Here is a 13,161-nt window from a genome sequence, read left to right as displayed (position 1 = left end):
ATGGTAGCATGCGCGCCGCGGTGCACAGGCCCCTGCGAATCGCGTATCCTCGTGGCCTCGGTCAGCCCCGGGAGGGCCCTATGCCCCAGAAAAACCCCCGCAGAAACGCCTTTTATGCACAGTCCGGCGGCGTGACGCCGGTCATCAATGCCTCGGCCTGCGGCGTGATCGAGACCGCCCGGGCAAATCGCGGTGCCATCGGCAAGGTCCTGGCAGGCCGCAACGGCATCATCGGGGCCCTGCGGGAAGAACTCATCAATACCGGTCGCGAGACCCCGGCGGCGATCCGCGGGCTCATGCACACGCCGGCCGGCGCCTTCGGCTCCTGCCGGCACAAGATGAAATCCCTCGAGGAGAACCGCGCCGAATACGAGCGCCTCATCGAGGTCTTTCACGCCCACGACATCGGCTATTTCTTCTACAACGGCGGCGGCGATTCGGCGGACACCTGCCTCAAGGTCTCCCAGCTTGGCGAGGCCCTCGGCTACCCGATTCAGGCCATCCACGTGCCGAAGACCATCGATAACGATCTACCGCTGACCGACAACAGCCCCGGCTTTGGCTCCGTGGCCAAATACGTGGCCGTATCCACGCGGGAGGCGGCCATGGACGTCGCCTCCATGTGCGAGACCTCCACCAAGGTCTTCATCCTCGAAGTTATGGGCCGGCACGCCGGCTGGATCGCTGCCGCCGGGGGGCTCGCCGGCGAAGGCCCGGCAGAGGCTCCCCACGTGATCCTGTTTCCGGAGATCGCCTTCGATCGCGAGCGCTTTCTGAGGAAGGTGGATGCAACCGTCAAGAAGGTGGGTTATTGCGTCATCGTCGCCTCCGAGGGCGCACAATATGCCGACGGTACCTTCCTCGCCGACGCCGGCACGCGGGATGCCTTCGGCCACGCGCAGCTCGGCGGCGTCGCCCCCACCCTCGCTCACATGGTGCGCAGCGAACTCGGCTACAAGCACCACTGGGCGGTGGCGGACTATCTGCAGCGGTCCGCCCGGCACATCGCCTCGCAGACGGACCTCGATCAGGCCTACGCGGTGGGCAGGGCGGCCGTGGAATTCGCCCTTGCCGGCCATAACGCTGTCATGCCGGCCATCGTCCGCGGCAAGGGCAAGCGCTACCGCTGGTCCATCGGCGAAGCGCCGCTGGCAAAGGTCGCCAACCGTGAGAAGAAGATGCCGCGACGCTATATCAGCCGCGACGGCTTCGGCATCACCGCGGCGGCGCGAGAGTACCTGACGCCACTCATCCAGGGCGAGGCCTACCCGCCCTATGCCGACGGCCTGCCGCGCTACCCCGCCTTGAAGCTCGAGCTCGTCCCACCGCGGCTGAAGCAGCGCTTCGACGTCTGAGCGAGGAGATTTTTCCGCAGGCACCCGGTACAATCCGCGCCTTTCCGGCAACCGCTGACGAGGTATGCATGTACAGGAACGAGAAATTCAACCGCTGGCGCCGGCACCCCTGGCACGGTCTTCACGCTCGCATCGATGACGCGCCCGAGGATATTGTGCAGGTCTATGTCGAGATGCTGCCCACAGACGTGGTCAAGTACGAGCTCGACAAGAGCTCGGGGTTCCTTGTGGTCGACCGCCCGCAGCGCACCACCTCCAGCCCCCCGGCACTCTACGGTTTCATACCGCGCACCTACTGCGCCGAGGAAGTGGCCAGGCGCTGCCCCGGCGTGACCGAGGCGGACGGCGACCCCCTGGATATCTGCGTGTACTCGGAGCGTCACATCAACCGCGCCGACATCGTACTGAACGCTCGCGTCGTGGGCGGCATCCAGATGATCGACGGCGGCGAGGCGGACGACAAGATCATCGCCATTCTCGAGGGCGACAACATCTGGGGTGATGCCCAGGATATCGCCGACCTGCCCCCGATCAAGGTCGAGCGGCTGCAACACTACTTCGCCACCTACAAGATGGTCCCGGGCAAGGAGATCGACATCAAGGTCGATCATGTCTACGGGCGCGAAGAAGCCCTCAAGGTCATCGCGGCGGCAGAGAAGGACTACTGGAACCACTACGGCGAACTGCACGAACAGCAGCGCAGCTAGCGTCGGGCCACGAAGGGTCTGGCCGGACCGTGACCCTGCTTTAAAGCGGTGCCCAATCCCCGGGCACCGCGACATAGCGCGCCAGCAGCGCCGGCAGGTCATTGAGGAGTAGCGGCAGCCCGGCCGGCTCCCCGCCCTCGTCCCACGCGCGGACCAGCAGTGACACCGTCAGACGCGGAGCCAGATGCCGCGCCAGCGGCGCGTAGCTGAGGTGCCAGCGCTCCGGGGCGACGCCGCCCCGGTCTACCGCATAGGGGCGGTAGAAGCCGTGACTGCCGCCGGCGGCCATGCGTTCGTCCAGCCAGCTATGCAGCGGATCGAAAACGCCGCCCGGCGCGACCTCCGCTGGCGTCAACGCCGGTTTCTGCCCGGCCGGTAGCGCCGACGCATCGTAGATATCGAGGTCTGTTCCCCAATGGTGCCGCGAGGTACCCGGCAGCGCCGAGAAGCGCAGCACCGCCGCGAGCTGCTCACGCGGCGCCAGCTCCCGAAGCGCCAGAGGCCGGCCGCGGTCGTCGTGGAGCGATCGCTCACCGGCCAGCTTGCCGTTCCAGATCGCCAGCTGCCGCGCGTAACCGCGCCAGGCGCTGGCGACGGCGAGGTCGAAGCCGGCGGCGCGCGCCTCGACACACAGGGCTGCAAAGGCAGCGGCCGCCGCCGGATGCAGGGCACCGCCCCCGGCCACAGGCACCAGGTGGCTGTCATCGAGACCGGCGAGCTGGCGGTCGTCGGGCAGGCCGCCGGCCCCGGTCGGGCCCGCGGGACGGGACCTGTGCGTCGCTGGTGCCATGGCCGGCATTGTGACACCGCCCCCCTCCGACGGCTAGCCGGGGCGCCAGTGCACCCGGGTGAGTGCAGGATAGTTCTCTCCACCGCGCCTCGAAAGACGCTTTGTGAGAGAACGTTCCCGTCCACCCCTCGCGTCTCGCATACCTCCGGGGACGAGGCGCCCCGGCAATCGGCGAAGAACCATTTTTTGCTGGAACGGCCCGGCGATATCTGGTAGCTTCTGCGCGCTTCGGTGCCGGCCCTCCGCCGCGGGGGCTCGCCAGGGACCACGTCACTACGTCGATGGAACAGACCATGCCGACCAAAACCGCTCCAAAGAAGCCCGCAGCCACAAAGAAGACGGCCGCCAAGAGCAAGGCGCCCGCCAAGGTGAAAAGCAAGGCCCCCGCCAAGAGCAAGGCAGCCGCCGGCACCAAGAGCCCGGCCTCCGCCCGGAGCAAAGCGCCGGCGAAGCGCAAGACACAGGCCGTCACCTCCGCAAACAGCCAGTTCAAGAACTTCGAGCCGTACCAACCCAAGCGCGGCGAGGAATACATGAGCGACGCGCAGCTGGAGCACTTCAAGCATATCCTGATGAAGTGGAAGTCGGAGTTGATGCAGGAAGTGGATCGCACCGTCACCCACATGAAGGATGAGGCCGCCAACTTCCCGGACCCGGCAGACCGCGCCACCCAGGAAGAGGAATTCAGCCTCGAGCTCCGCACCCGGGATCGGGAGCGCAAGCTCATCAAGAAGATCGACTCGACCATCGAGCGCCTTGAGCAGGAAGACTACGGCTTCTGTGATGCCTGTGGCATCGAGATCGGCATCAAGCGCCTGGAGGCACGGCCCACGGCGACCCTGTGCATCGACTGCAAGACCCTGGCCGAGATCAAGGAACGGCAGGAGCTGGGCTGATCCGGCCCGCCTCTCCCGTTACGGCATGACCCGGGGCGCCGGCTCCTACTGCGGGCGCTTCGCCCCCTCCCCGACCGGCCCCCTTCACCTCGGCTCCCTGCTCGCAGCACTCGCCAGCTATCTGGACGCGCGGGCCCACGGCGGCCGCTGGCTGTTGCGGCTGGAAGACATCGACCCGCCACGCGAGCAGCCCGGTGCAGCGCGGGCCATCATCGCCAGCCTGCGGGCCCACGGCCTTGGCTGGGACGGGTCGGTCTGCTACCAGCACACCCGCAGCGACGCTTATGAGGACGCCCTTGCCGCCCTGGACCGCCGGGGGCTGCTGCGGCGCTGTTATTGCCCGCGGCGGGTGCTGGGGCCGGATGGCGCCTGCGAGGGACGCTGCGGCGGCGCGGGCGATGGACCAGCGGCCCTCCGCGTGCGCGTAGACCCCGCCTGGCCGACTGCCTTTGAGGACCGCTTCCAGGGCACCATTGCGGCCACCCCGCTGCCGGCGGACTTCGTCGTCCGCCGGCGCGACGGCCTCTACGCCTACCAGCTCGCCGTGGTCGTAGACGACCATGCCCAGGGCATCAGCGATGTAGTACGCGGGGCCGACCTCCTGCCCGTCACGCCGCGGCAGCGCTACCTGCAGACCTGCCTCGGCTACCCGTCGCCACACTATGGCCACTGCCCCGTTCTTCTCGGCAACGATGGCCGCAAACTGAGCAAGCAGAATCACGCTCCGGGCCTCGACGACAGCAACGCCGCTGAAAATCTCCGCCGGGGCCTTGCCCTCCTCGGCCAGCCGGTGCCACCGGCGTCCGCCCGGGCCCCGGAGCAGCTGCTGCAGCACGCGGTACAGCACTGGGCGCCTGCTGCACTTGCCGGCACGATGGCGCTGCCGGCAGCCCGGCTTTACCCTCCCCCGGGCATTACGTAGTATCACCTCAGGCCAACGGGATTCACCGCCATGTACCTCGATCGCGGCCTGCTGCTCGCTGTCGCTCTCACTGTCATCCTCTTCCCGGGAATTGAAAGCTGGATGTTCGCCGACCCGGAGCACTGGTATCGGCCCTTCATTGTCTGGGGGGCAGTCATTGCCGGAGTCTACTGGAACCAGCGGCGCCGGAACTTCGATGAGCTTTAGCCCGGACCAGGTCCTCCTCGCCATTATTGCCTACCTGAGCGTTCTGTTCCTGGTGGGCTATTTCGGCGATCGGGGCGCGATTCCGGCGAGGGTTATCGAGCACCCGGCGACCTATGTCCTGTCTCTTGGGGTCATCGGCGGCGGCATGGCCAGCAACGGTGTCTTCACCCTCGCAGCGCTCTACGGCCATCACTACCTTCTCTACTACCTCGGCATTGCGCTCATGTTCCTGCTCGCGGTGCTGCTGCTGCGCCCGATTCTGCGCCTGTGCCGGGTACATCAGCTCGCGTCCCTGGCTGACCTCCTTGCCTTCCGCTTCCGCAGCCCCTGGGTGGGCGCCGCCGTGACCCTGGCCATGTGCGCCACGCTACTGCCGCTCCTGGCCCTGCAGATCCGTACCGTGGCCGACAGCATTCACCACCTCGCCGGCGGTCTGGACCTGCTCCCCGGCGGGGGCCGGCGCGACGGCCTGGCGCTGCTTTTCTGCGTCATCATCACGGTCTTCACCATCCTCTTCGGCACCCGCAATGCCACCAGTCCCAACCGGAACCCCGGGCTCGTGGCCGCTATCGCCTTCGAGTCCCTGGTCAAGCTCGGGGCCCTCATGCTGCTCATGGCGGTCGCCCTGGGGCCGGTCTTCGGCGGCTTCGGCGGCCTCGGGCAATGGCTTCTCGCCAACCCTGGCGTCCTCGGCGGCGAGGAGTCGGCGCTGCCCGCCGGCGCCGCGCGCCTGCTACTGCTGCTGTTCTTCGCCGGCGCCGTGTGCATGCCGCATATCTTCCATATGGCCTTCGCGGAGAACAGCGACAGCCGGCACCTGCGCGCAGCCAGCTGGGGGCTGCCGCTCTACCTGCTGCTGCTGGCGTTACCGGTGCTGCCGATACTCTGGGGCGCGGTCGCCGCCGGCAGTACCCTGCCCGCCTCCTTTGCGGGCCTCGGGCTCGGCGCAGCCCTCGGCGCGCCCTGGGTAAGCGGTGTCGCTTTCGTCGCCGGTCTTTCGGCAGCCAGCGCGGTGATCGTCGTCGCCACCCTGGCGCTGGCGAACATGTGCCTGAACTATCTGGTGCTGCCGAACCGGCTGCTGCGCGCCACAGGCGACCACGGCCTGTACCGGCAGCTCAAGTGGTTCCGGCGGAGCCTGATCACCGCGCTCATCCTGGGCGGCTACGCATTCTTCACGTTCCTCGGCACGGGGCAATCGCTGCCCGAGCTCGGCTTCCTGGCCTTCAGTGGCACGCTGCAGTTCCTGCCGGCGGTCATCGCCACGCCCTACTGGCCCCGTGCCAACCGGGGCGGCCTCCTCGCCGGGCTGGCCCTGGGGCTGGCCATCTGGTTCCTGGCGCTCGTGCTCCCGGTGCTGTCCAACAACACCCTGGGCATCACCGCGAGCCACAGCGACGACTGGACCTTGCGCTGCATGCTCGCTCTCCTTGCCAATACCGCAGCCTTCATCATCGGCTCGCTCCTGACCCGGCGCTCCCGGGAGGAAGAGGTGGCGGCGGAGATCTGCTCCATGGATTCCGGCAGCCGACCGCACCGGCGGACCCTGCCGGTAAATGCCGCGGCGGACTTTGTGCCTGCGCTGGCGCGGGCGCTCGGCGAGGACACAGCGCGGGCGGAGCTGGACCGGGCGCTGCGGGAGCTGCGCTTCGAAGAGACCGAAAACCGCCCCTACGCCCTGCGTCACCTGCGCAGCCGCATCGAAGCGAACCTGTCCGGCATGCTCGGGCCGGCCCTGGCCCTGGAAATCGTCGACCGCTGCCTGCCCTACAGCAAGAGTTACCCTGGCGAGGCCGGGGACTTCGCCCTCCTCGAGCAACGCCTGGAGAAGGTCACCGGGCGCTTCACCGGTCTTGCTGCCGACCTCGACTACCTGCGCCGTCACTACCGCCAGACCCTCGAGGCGCTCCCCGTGGGGCTCTGCTCCCTGGGCGTGGACGGCGAGGTGCTGCTGTGGAATCGGCGCCTCGCCGAACTTACGGGAATCGCCGCGGCAGAGGCCGTCGGCGCGCGCTGGACAACCCTTGCCGAGCCCTGGCATGCAGTCTTCGCCGAGGCCCTGGCAGCGGAGCCCGGCACACTGCTCAAACGTGAGCTGGCCGGCGGCGCCCCGGCAGCGCCCCGCTGGATCACCCTGCACTGCAGCGCGCCGACGGCGGACGCCGACCGGCTGCTGCTGGTGGAGGACATCACCGACTACCAGCTGCTCCAGGACGAGGTGCTGCACAACGAGCGCCTCGCCTCCATCGGCCGCCTCGCCGCCGGTGTGGCTCATGAGATCGGCAATCCGATCACCGGCATCGCCTGCCTGGCGCAGAATCTTGCCGCTTCCTGCGACCCGGCGGAGGTGCGCGAGACCGCCGATGACATCCTCACGCAGACCGGCCGGGTCAGCCGCATCGTCGAGTCACTGGTGAACTTCTCCCACCTCGGCTCCGGGGCCGGCGATACCCGGCTCGAGCCCTGCAACCTGGCCGACTGTGTCGACGAAGCCATCAGCTTGCTCTCCCTGGACCGGGACGCGCGGCCGGTAGCCTTTGTCAACGACTGCCGTCGCGACACCCTGGTCCTCGCCGACTGCCAGCGCCTGCTTCAGGTCTTCATCAATCTTCTCGGCAACGCCCGGGATGCCTCCGGCGACGGCGCGGCTGTGACCGTCGGTGATACCGCGACAGGCGGCAGCGCGGTAGAGATCCACGTCGATGATTGTGGGCAGGGCATCGCCCCGGAGCTGCTGCCGCGGGTTTTCGAACCCTTCTTTACTACCAAGGAGCCGGGCCGGGGCACAGGGCTGGGCCTGCCGCTGGTCTACAGCATCCTCGAAGACATGGGCGGCAGCGTGCGCATCGAGAGCCCGGGCCCGACCGCTTCTGCGCGCGGAACCCGGGTCACCCTGGCCCTGCGCGCCGCACACTATGACGCCGCCTTTGCGGGGCTGGTCGACACTGCCGGGAGCCGGGTGACTGGATAATTCGTCGCCGTGCAGGTATGTTGTGGGGCTCGCCGGATAACGGGTCACGCGATGCAGCAGATTCTTGTCGTCGAGGACGAGGCGGTCATTCGGTCCGCCCTCCGCCGCTTGCTCGAGCGCTCGGGCTATGCCGTTGCCGAGGCCGGCTCTGTAACCGAGGCCGAAGGCAATCACGCCCTCGGTGAGTTCGACCTCATCATCAGCGACCTGCGTCTCCCCGGAGCGCCAGGCACGGACCTGATCCGCAAGGCAGGCAAGGTGCCCGTGCTCATCATGACCAGCTATGCCAGCCTGCGCTCTGCCGTCGACTCCATGCGTATGGGCGCCGTGGACTATATCGCCAAGCCCTTCGACCACGGTGATATGCTAAATGCGGTCAAGCGCATCATCAACGATCATCCCCGGCAGGACGCGACGGCCATGCAGACCGTCTCCGCCGGCACCGGGGACGGCCCGGCGATTGTCGGCGACTGTCCGTCCATGCAACGGCTGCTGGAACACGTTGCCAAGTTTGCGCCCACAGACTCCACCGTGCTCGTCCTCGGCGAGACCGGGACCGGCAAGGAACTGGTTGCGCGGGCCATCCACCGGCAGAGCAGGCGGGCCGGGGAAGCCTTGATCTGCGTAAACTGCGCCGCCATTCCGGAGACGCTCATAGAATCGGAGCTTTTCGGCTACGAGAAGGGTGCGTTCACCGGCGCCAACACCAACCGCATGGGCCTCATCGAAGCAGCCGACGGCGGGACACTGTTCCTCGACGAGATCGGCGAACTTCCCATGGAGGCCCAGGCGCGACTGCTGCGCTTCATCCAGGAGGGAGAAATCCGCCGCATCGGCTCCGTCCACTCGCGCAAGGTCAACGTCCGTCTTATCTGCGCCACGCACCGGGACCTGCAAACCCTTGCGGCGGAGGGGCGCTTCCGTCAGGACCTCTTTTACCGTATCAACGTCCTGCGTCTGAACCTCCCCGCTCTGCGGGACCGCGGCAAGGATATTCTTTACCTGGCCGAGACCCTCCTTGCCCGGCAGACCGAGCGTTTCGGTCGCGGCACCATGTACCTTTCGCCCCGGGCCATCCAGGCCATCACGACCTACCAGTGGCCAGGCAACGTGCGCGAGTTGGAGCACGCCATTGAGCGTGCGGTCATCCTCACCGAAGGGGAGGAGATCGACAACGAAACGCTGGGCATCGACCTCGAGCTGGTGAACATTAATCGCCTGCGCGGCGAACGCATCGGCAGCCCGAAAAAACGTCAGGCCAGCCACAGCAACTCCGATCCCCAGGAAGATCTGTCTCTCGAAGACTACTTCCAGCGCTTTGTCATCGAGCACCAGGACTCCATGAGCGAGACCGAACTCGCCCAGAAACTGGGGATCAGCCGCAAATGCCTCTGGGAGCGCCGCCAGCGCTTCGAGATCCCGCGCAAGAAGAGTGCCCCCCGCGGGAAAAAGGCCGCGTCCTGAACCTGCCGGGGGCGTTACCCAGCCCCCATTCTGTAACAAACCGTAGTGGCCAAAGGTAACAAACCAGCCCCTTGACCCATTACCGCCCTCCTCACAAAAAATCACAACTCATTGTTTATAAAAGATTTATTCATTGATGGCACAGGCTCTGCAATTCTACGGGGGCGCAACAATAAAAATAAAACAGCGGCAATAAGAATAAGCTCAAGAAAAAAAATGGACCTGGATGGGGAAGCACGCTTCCCCGTCGTTCATTTATGCCACCCATCCGGGTACTGGCCAGGCCGACCCGGTTGCGCCCGCTAAAAATAATGGTAATGATAAGAATAATTGTCCCGGGGTGGACGTGTGCGGGGGAGGTATCTCCCCCGATCTCCCCGGTTACTACGGGGACTGTGCTACCATCTCGCTTTTCAACCATGAGAGATGCTCGCGCTTGAAGGTCATTCCCCGGGACCAGCACTGCATTTCCCGCAAGAACATCAGTCCCAGTGCTCTGAAAGTCATGGCCCGGCTACGCGGTCAGGACTTCCAGGCCTATCTCGTGGGCGGTGCCGTGCGCGACCTGCTCCTCGGTGGGCATCCGAAAGACTTCGATGTCGCTACGGACGCAACGCCTGAAGAGGTGCACGGACTGTTCCGCAACTCACGGATCATCGGCCGGCGCTTTCGCATCGTGCATGTCCGCTTCGGCCGGGAGATCATTGAAGTCACTACCTTTCGGGGCCACCACGATGGCGAGGGCGAAGGCCGGCGCGGCGAAAGCGGCGTTCTCCTGCGCGACAATGTCTACGGCACCCTCGAGGAGGACGCGGTGCGCCGCGACCTCAGCATCAACGCCCTCTACTACAACGCCGGCGACTTCGCGGTCCATGACTATGCCGACGGCCTCGCTGACCTGCAGGCACGACTCATACGCATCATCGGCGACCCGCACGAGCGCTACCGGGAAGACCCGGTGCGCATGCTTCGTGTGGTGCGCTTCGCGGCCAAGCTGGGCTTTCGCATTGAGCATCACACCGCCGCGGCCATCAAGGAGTCGGCAGGGCTGCTCGATGCCATCCCCGCACCGCGCCTCTTTGACGAGATTCTGAAGCTTTTCCTTGCCGGTTACGGCGCGGCCACCCTGACGCTCCTGCGCCGGCATCACCTCCTAGAGCACCTGTTCCCGGAGGCCGAAGAGCATATGAAGCGGGATGTCCGCGCCGCAGATCTCCTGGCCGCGGCCATGGCCAGCACCGACCAGCGCGTGGCGGAAGACCGGCCCGTGACCCCGGCCTTCATCCTCGCAGCGCTGCTCTGGCCCGCGGCCAGCCTGCGCGCAGAGCAGCTCCGGGATCGGGGCGAGCCGCCCACACAGGCCATGCACAGTGCGGCCCAGCAGGTCATCGCCGAGGCCTGTCACCGGATCGCCATTCCGAAACGCTTCAGCCAGCCCATGCGCGAGATCTGGGAACTCCAGCACCGGCTGGAGAGTCCGCGGGGCAAGCGCGCAGCCGAGCTGCCCGACCAGCGCCGCTTCCGGGCCGCCTATGACTTCCTCCTGCTCCGCGAGATCGCCGGCGAGGACACCGGCGGCGTCGGCGAATGGTGGACGCGCTTCCAGGAACTGGACCTCGAGGCGCGTAGCCGCGAGCTGGCGGCCCGGGACCCGGGCGACGGCAAACGCGGCCGCCGGAGCGGGCGACGCCGACGCAGCCCCGATTAGCGCCCTGGCGCTCAGGACGACAGCGGTGCAACGCTGCTATATCGGTCTCGGTGCCAACCTCGGCGATCCGCCGGGTCAGCTCCGGGGCGCGATTCGCGCGCTCCGGGCCCTTGCTGACTGCCGGCTCGGGCCCCTGTCTCCACTTTATCGCAGTAGCCCGCTGGGTCCGCAGGATCAACCGGACTTCTTCAACGCCGTGGCCGCCCTCGACAGCACCCTCCCCCCGCTCGATCTCCTCGACGCGCTGCAGCGCATCGAGGCACAGGCCGGACGGGTACGCGGCCGGCGCTGGGGCCCGCGCACCCTCGACCTGGACCTGCTGCTCTACGGCAACCGCGCCATGGACACGCCCCGGCTCACGGTACCGCACCCGGGCCTCTATGAACGTGCCTTCGTGCTCTGGCCCCTGGCAGACCTCTGCGGCGAGAATTACCGGCTGCCCCGGGGCGAGGATATTGGTACATTGAAACGCGCCTGTCCCGGCCCCGCTCCGGTGCGGCAGGCGGAGGCGCTGGGGGCAGTGGAGGGGAGCGGCGAGCGTGACGGCGACAAGTGAGGTACTGAGCATTGACCTCAAGGGGCGGACACCGCCCGGCTATATTGCCGTGGAGGGGCCGATCGGCGTCGGCAAGACCACGCTCGCCAACCGCCTGGCCGCGACCTTCAACTACCAGTTGATGCTTGAGGACGCCGAGGAAAATCCGTTCCTCGAACGTTTTTACCAAAGCCGCAAGCAGGCGGCGCTGGCCACGCAGCTGTTTTTCCTCTTCCAGCGCGCTCAGAAAATCCAGGACCTCCGGCAGTCGGACATCTTTCAGCCCGTACGGGTGGCGGACTTTCTCATCGAGAAGGATCCCCTCTTTGCGCGCATCAATCTGGACCCGGACGAGTATCAGCTCTACGAGAAGGTCTACCGCCAGCTCACCATCGATGCGCCGACACCGGACCTTGTAATCTACCTGCAGGCCTCGCCGGATGTACTGCTGTCGCGCATCGAACAGCGGGGCATCGCCCACGAGCGTCGGATCGACCGGGCTTATCTCGAGCAGCTGAACGAAGTGTACAGCGAATTTTTCCTGTATTACGATGGCGCGCCGTTGCTGATCGTCAACGCCAGCGCCATCGATCTGGCCCAGGGGGAGCGCGACTACAGCCAGCTGGTCGACTATCTTCTCGACGTGCGCAGCGGGCGCCACTACTTCAATCCCACCTTTTTCGGATAGGTCTATGGGCAAGGTCACTATCAGCACCCTCGACAGGATGAAAGCGGCGGGGGAAAAATTCGTCTGCATCACAGCCTACGATGCGACCTTTGCCCGGCTGGTCAACGAGGCCGGCGCCGAGACAATTCTTGTCGGCGACTCCCTCGGCATGGTGCTGCAGGGGCACGACAGCACCATCCCCGTGACCGTTGACGACATGGCCTACCACACCGCCTGCGTTGCCCGCGCCGGCGGCGACGCTCTGGTGATCGCAGATCTGCCCTTCATGAGCTACGACCGGCTGGAGACCGCTCTCGACAGCGCTACCGCACTGATGCAAGCCGGTGCCCAGATGGTAAAGCTCGAGGGGGGCGTCTGGCTCTCGGACACGATCAGCGCGCTCGTGGAGCGCGGCATCCCGGTCTGTGCGCACCTCGGCCTCACCCCGCAGTCGGTCAACGCCTTCGGCGGTTTCAAGGTCCAGGGCCGCACCCCGAAAGAGGCCAAATCCATCCTCGCCGATGCGGTCGAGATCCAGGACGCCGGCGCCGCCGTGCTGGTGCTCGAGTGTGTGCCGGCACCCCTGGCCGCAGACATCAGCAGCAAGCTCGATATCCCGGTAATCGGTATCGGCGCCGGCGCCGGTACGGATGCCCAGGTCCTGGTACTGCATGACCTCCTCGGTCTGAGTCCGCGGGTACCCCGCTTCGTGCGCAACTTTATGACCGACGGGGCGAGTGTCCAGGGCGCCCTTGCTGCCTTCGTCGCCGCCGTGAAGGCCAGCGAATTCCCCGCCGAGGACCACACCTACGCCTAAGCCGGGATACCCTGCGGGCAGGCGCGGCGACCAGTCGCGGAGCAATCACTCACTAGTGGTATGCGTTTATAACCAAACCCTCCAGCAAGTGCTTCCTTTCGTAACAAAAAGGTGTGTTGTTG

General features: G+C 66.5%; 12 protein-coding genes. 11 read left to right on the top strand and 1 reads right to left on the bottom strand.

Going from position 1 to position 13,161, the window contains the following annotated elements; genetic code table 11:
* The first annotated feature begins 80 nt into the window (after window positions 1-80).
* Window positions 81-1,355 carry a 6-phosphofructokinase gene (locus HRUBRA_RS02175; protein WP_035514115.1) on the top strand — a complete coding sequence of 425 codons (1,275 nt, stop codon included), beginning with the start codon at window positions 81-83 and terminating at the stop codon, window positions 1,353-1,355.
* A 68-nt stretch (window positions 1,356-1,423) separates the two neighbouring features.
* The gene (locus HRUBRA_RS02170; protein ID WP_035514113.1) at window positions 1,424-2,062 is read left to right on the top strand and encodes an inorganic pyrophosphatase; all 639 of its coding nucleotides are present in this window, start codon (window positions 1,424-1,426) and stop codon (window positions 2,060-2,062) included.
* 40 nt (window positions 2,063-2,102) lie between these two features.
* On the opposite strand, the gene HRUBRA_RS02165 is transcribed toward HRUBRA_RS02170, so the two are convergent.
* Window positions 2,103-2,852, bottom strand: coding sequence for a M15 family metallopeptidase (locus HRUBRA_RS02165; RefSeq protein WP_084592403.1), 750 nt, complete (start codon window positions 2,850-2,852; stop codon window positions 2,103-2,105).
* A gap of 368 nt (window positions 2,853-3,220) precedes the next feature.
* On the opposite strand from HRUBRA_RS02165, the gene dksA reads away from it, so the two are divergent.
* The 9 genes from dksA to panB all read left to right on the top strand — a co-directional run bounded on the left by dksA (window position 3,221) and on the right by panB (window position 13,039).
* Complete coding sequence (dksA, locus tag HRUBRA_RS15530; RefSeq protein WP_236629758.1) at window positions 3,221-3,748, top strand: RNA polymerase-binding protein DksA; 528 nt, start codon at window positions 3,221-3,223, stop codon at window positions 3,746-3,748.
* Window positions 3,749-3,773: 25 nt separating this feature from the next.
* A complete protein-coding gene (gluQRS, locus tag HRUBRA_RS02155) occupies window positions 3,774-4,670 on the top strand; it encodes a tRNA glutamyl-Q(34) synthetase GluQRS (RefSeq protein ID WP_035514109.1) in 897 nt (298 codons plus the stop codon).
* A gap of 30 nt (window positions 4,671-4,700) precedes the next feature.
* Window positions 4,701-4,877 (top strand): hypothetical protein, encoded by a 177-nt coding sequence (locus HRUBRA_RS15260; protein WP_154664292.1) that lies wholly within the window; start codon window positions 4,701-4,703, stop codon window positions 4,875-4,877.
* Complete coding sequence (locus HRUBRA_RS02150; RefSeq protein ID WP_052094285.1) at window positions 4,867-7,848, top strand: ATP-binding protein; 2,982 nt, start codon at window positions 4,867-4,869, stop codon at window positions 7,846-7,848. Before HRUBRA_RS15260 ends, HRUBRA_RS02150 begins: the two co-directional genes overlap by 11 nt.
* Window positions 7,849-7,899: 51 nt before the next feature.
* The gene (locus HRUBRA_RS02145) at window positions 7,900-9,312 is read left to right on the top strand and encodes a sigma-54-dependent transcriptional regulator (protein WP_035514107.1); all 1,413 of its coding nucleotides are present in this window, start codon (window positions 7,900-7,902) and stop codon (window positions 9,310-9,312) included.
* Between the two features lie 436 nt (window positions 9,313-9,748).
* Window positions 9,749-11,020: a polynucleotide adenylyltransferase PcnB gene (gene pcnB / locus HRUBRA_RS02140; protein ID WP_035514104.1), complete on the top strand. Its 1,272-nt coding sequence runs from the start codon at window positions 9,749-9,751 to the stop codon at window positions 11,018-11,020.
* A 25-nt stretch (window positions 11,021-11,045) separates the two neighbouring features.
* Window positions 11,046-11,576 carry a 2-amino-4-hydroxy-6-hydroxymethyldihydropteridine diphosphokinase gene (folK, locus tag HRUBRA_RS14825; protein ID WP_201771507.1) on the top strand — a complete coding sequence of 177 codons (531 nt, stop codon included), beginning with the start codon at window positions 11,046-11,048 and terminating at the stop codon, window positions 11,574-11,576.
* Window positions 11,560-12,243: a deoxynucleoside kinase gene (locus HRUBRA_RS02130; RefSeq protein ID WP_035514102.1), complete on the top strand. Its 684-nt coding sequence runs from the start codon at window positions 11,560-11,562 to the stop codon at window positions 12,241-12,243. Before folK ends, HRUBRA_RS02130 begins: the two co-directional genes overlap by 17 nt.
* 4 nt (window positions 12,244-12,247) lie before the next feature.
* Window positions 12,248-13,039, top strand: a complete 792-nt coding sequence (gene panB / locus HRUBRA_RS02125; RefSeq protein WP_035514100.1) for a 3-methyl-2-oxobutanoate hydroxymethyltransferase — start codon at window positions 12,248-12,250, stop codon at window positions 13,037-13,039.
* Window positions 13,040-13,161 lie beyond the last annotated feature (122 nt).

The sequence above is a fragment of the Pseudohaliea rubra DSM 19751 genome, from assembly GCF_000764025.1.
Classification (GTDB): Bacteria; Pseudomonadota; Gammaproteobacteria; order Pseudomonadales; family Halieaceae; genus Pseudohaliea; species Pseudohaliea rubra.
Note: the sequence above shows the minus strand (reverse complement) of the source record. Positions and strands in the feature narration are given on the sequence as shown.

Coding starts and splice junctions, on each gene's coding strand:
- HRUBRA_RS02165 (WP_084592403.1), bottom strand. CDS start 2,852: ATGGCACCAGCGACGCACAGGTCCCGTCCCGCGGGCCCGACCGGGGCC.
- gluQRS (WP_035514109.1), top strand. CDS start 3,774: ATGACCCGGGGCGCCGGCTCCTACTGCGGGCGCTTCGCCCCCTCCCCG.
- HRUBRA_RS02170 (WP_035514113.1), top strand. CDS start 1,424: ATGTACAGGAACGAGAAATTCAACCGCTGGCGCCGGCACCCCTGGCAC.
- panB (WP_035514100.1), top strand. CDS start 12,248: ATGGGCAAGGTCACTATCAGCACCCTCGACAGGATGAAAGCGGCGGGG.
- HRUBRA_RS02145 (WP_035514107.1), top strand. CDS start 7,900: ATGCAGCAGATTCTTGTCGTCGAGGACGAGGCGGTCATTCGGTCCGCC.
- HRUBRA_RS02175 (WP_035514115.1), top strand. CDS start 81: ATGCCCCAGAAAAACCCCCGCAGAAACGCCTTTTATGCACAGTCCGGC.
- HRUBRA_RS02150 (WP_052094285.1), top strand. CDS start 4,867: ATGAGCTTTAGCCCGGACCAGGTCCTCCTCGCCATTATTGCCTACCTG.
- HRUBRA_RS15260 (WP_154664292.1), top strand. CDS start 4,701: ATGTACCTCGATCGCGGCCTGCTGCTCGCTGTCGCTCTCACTGTCATC.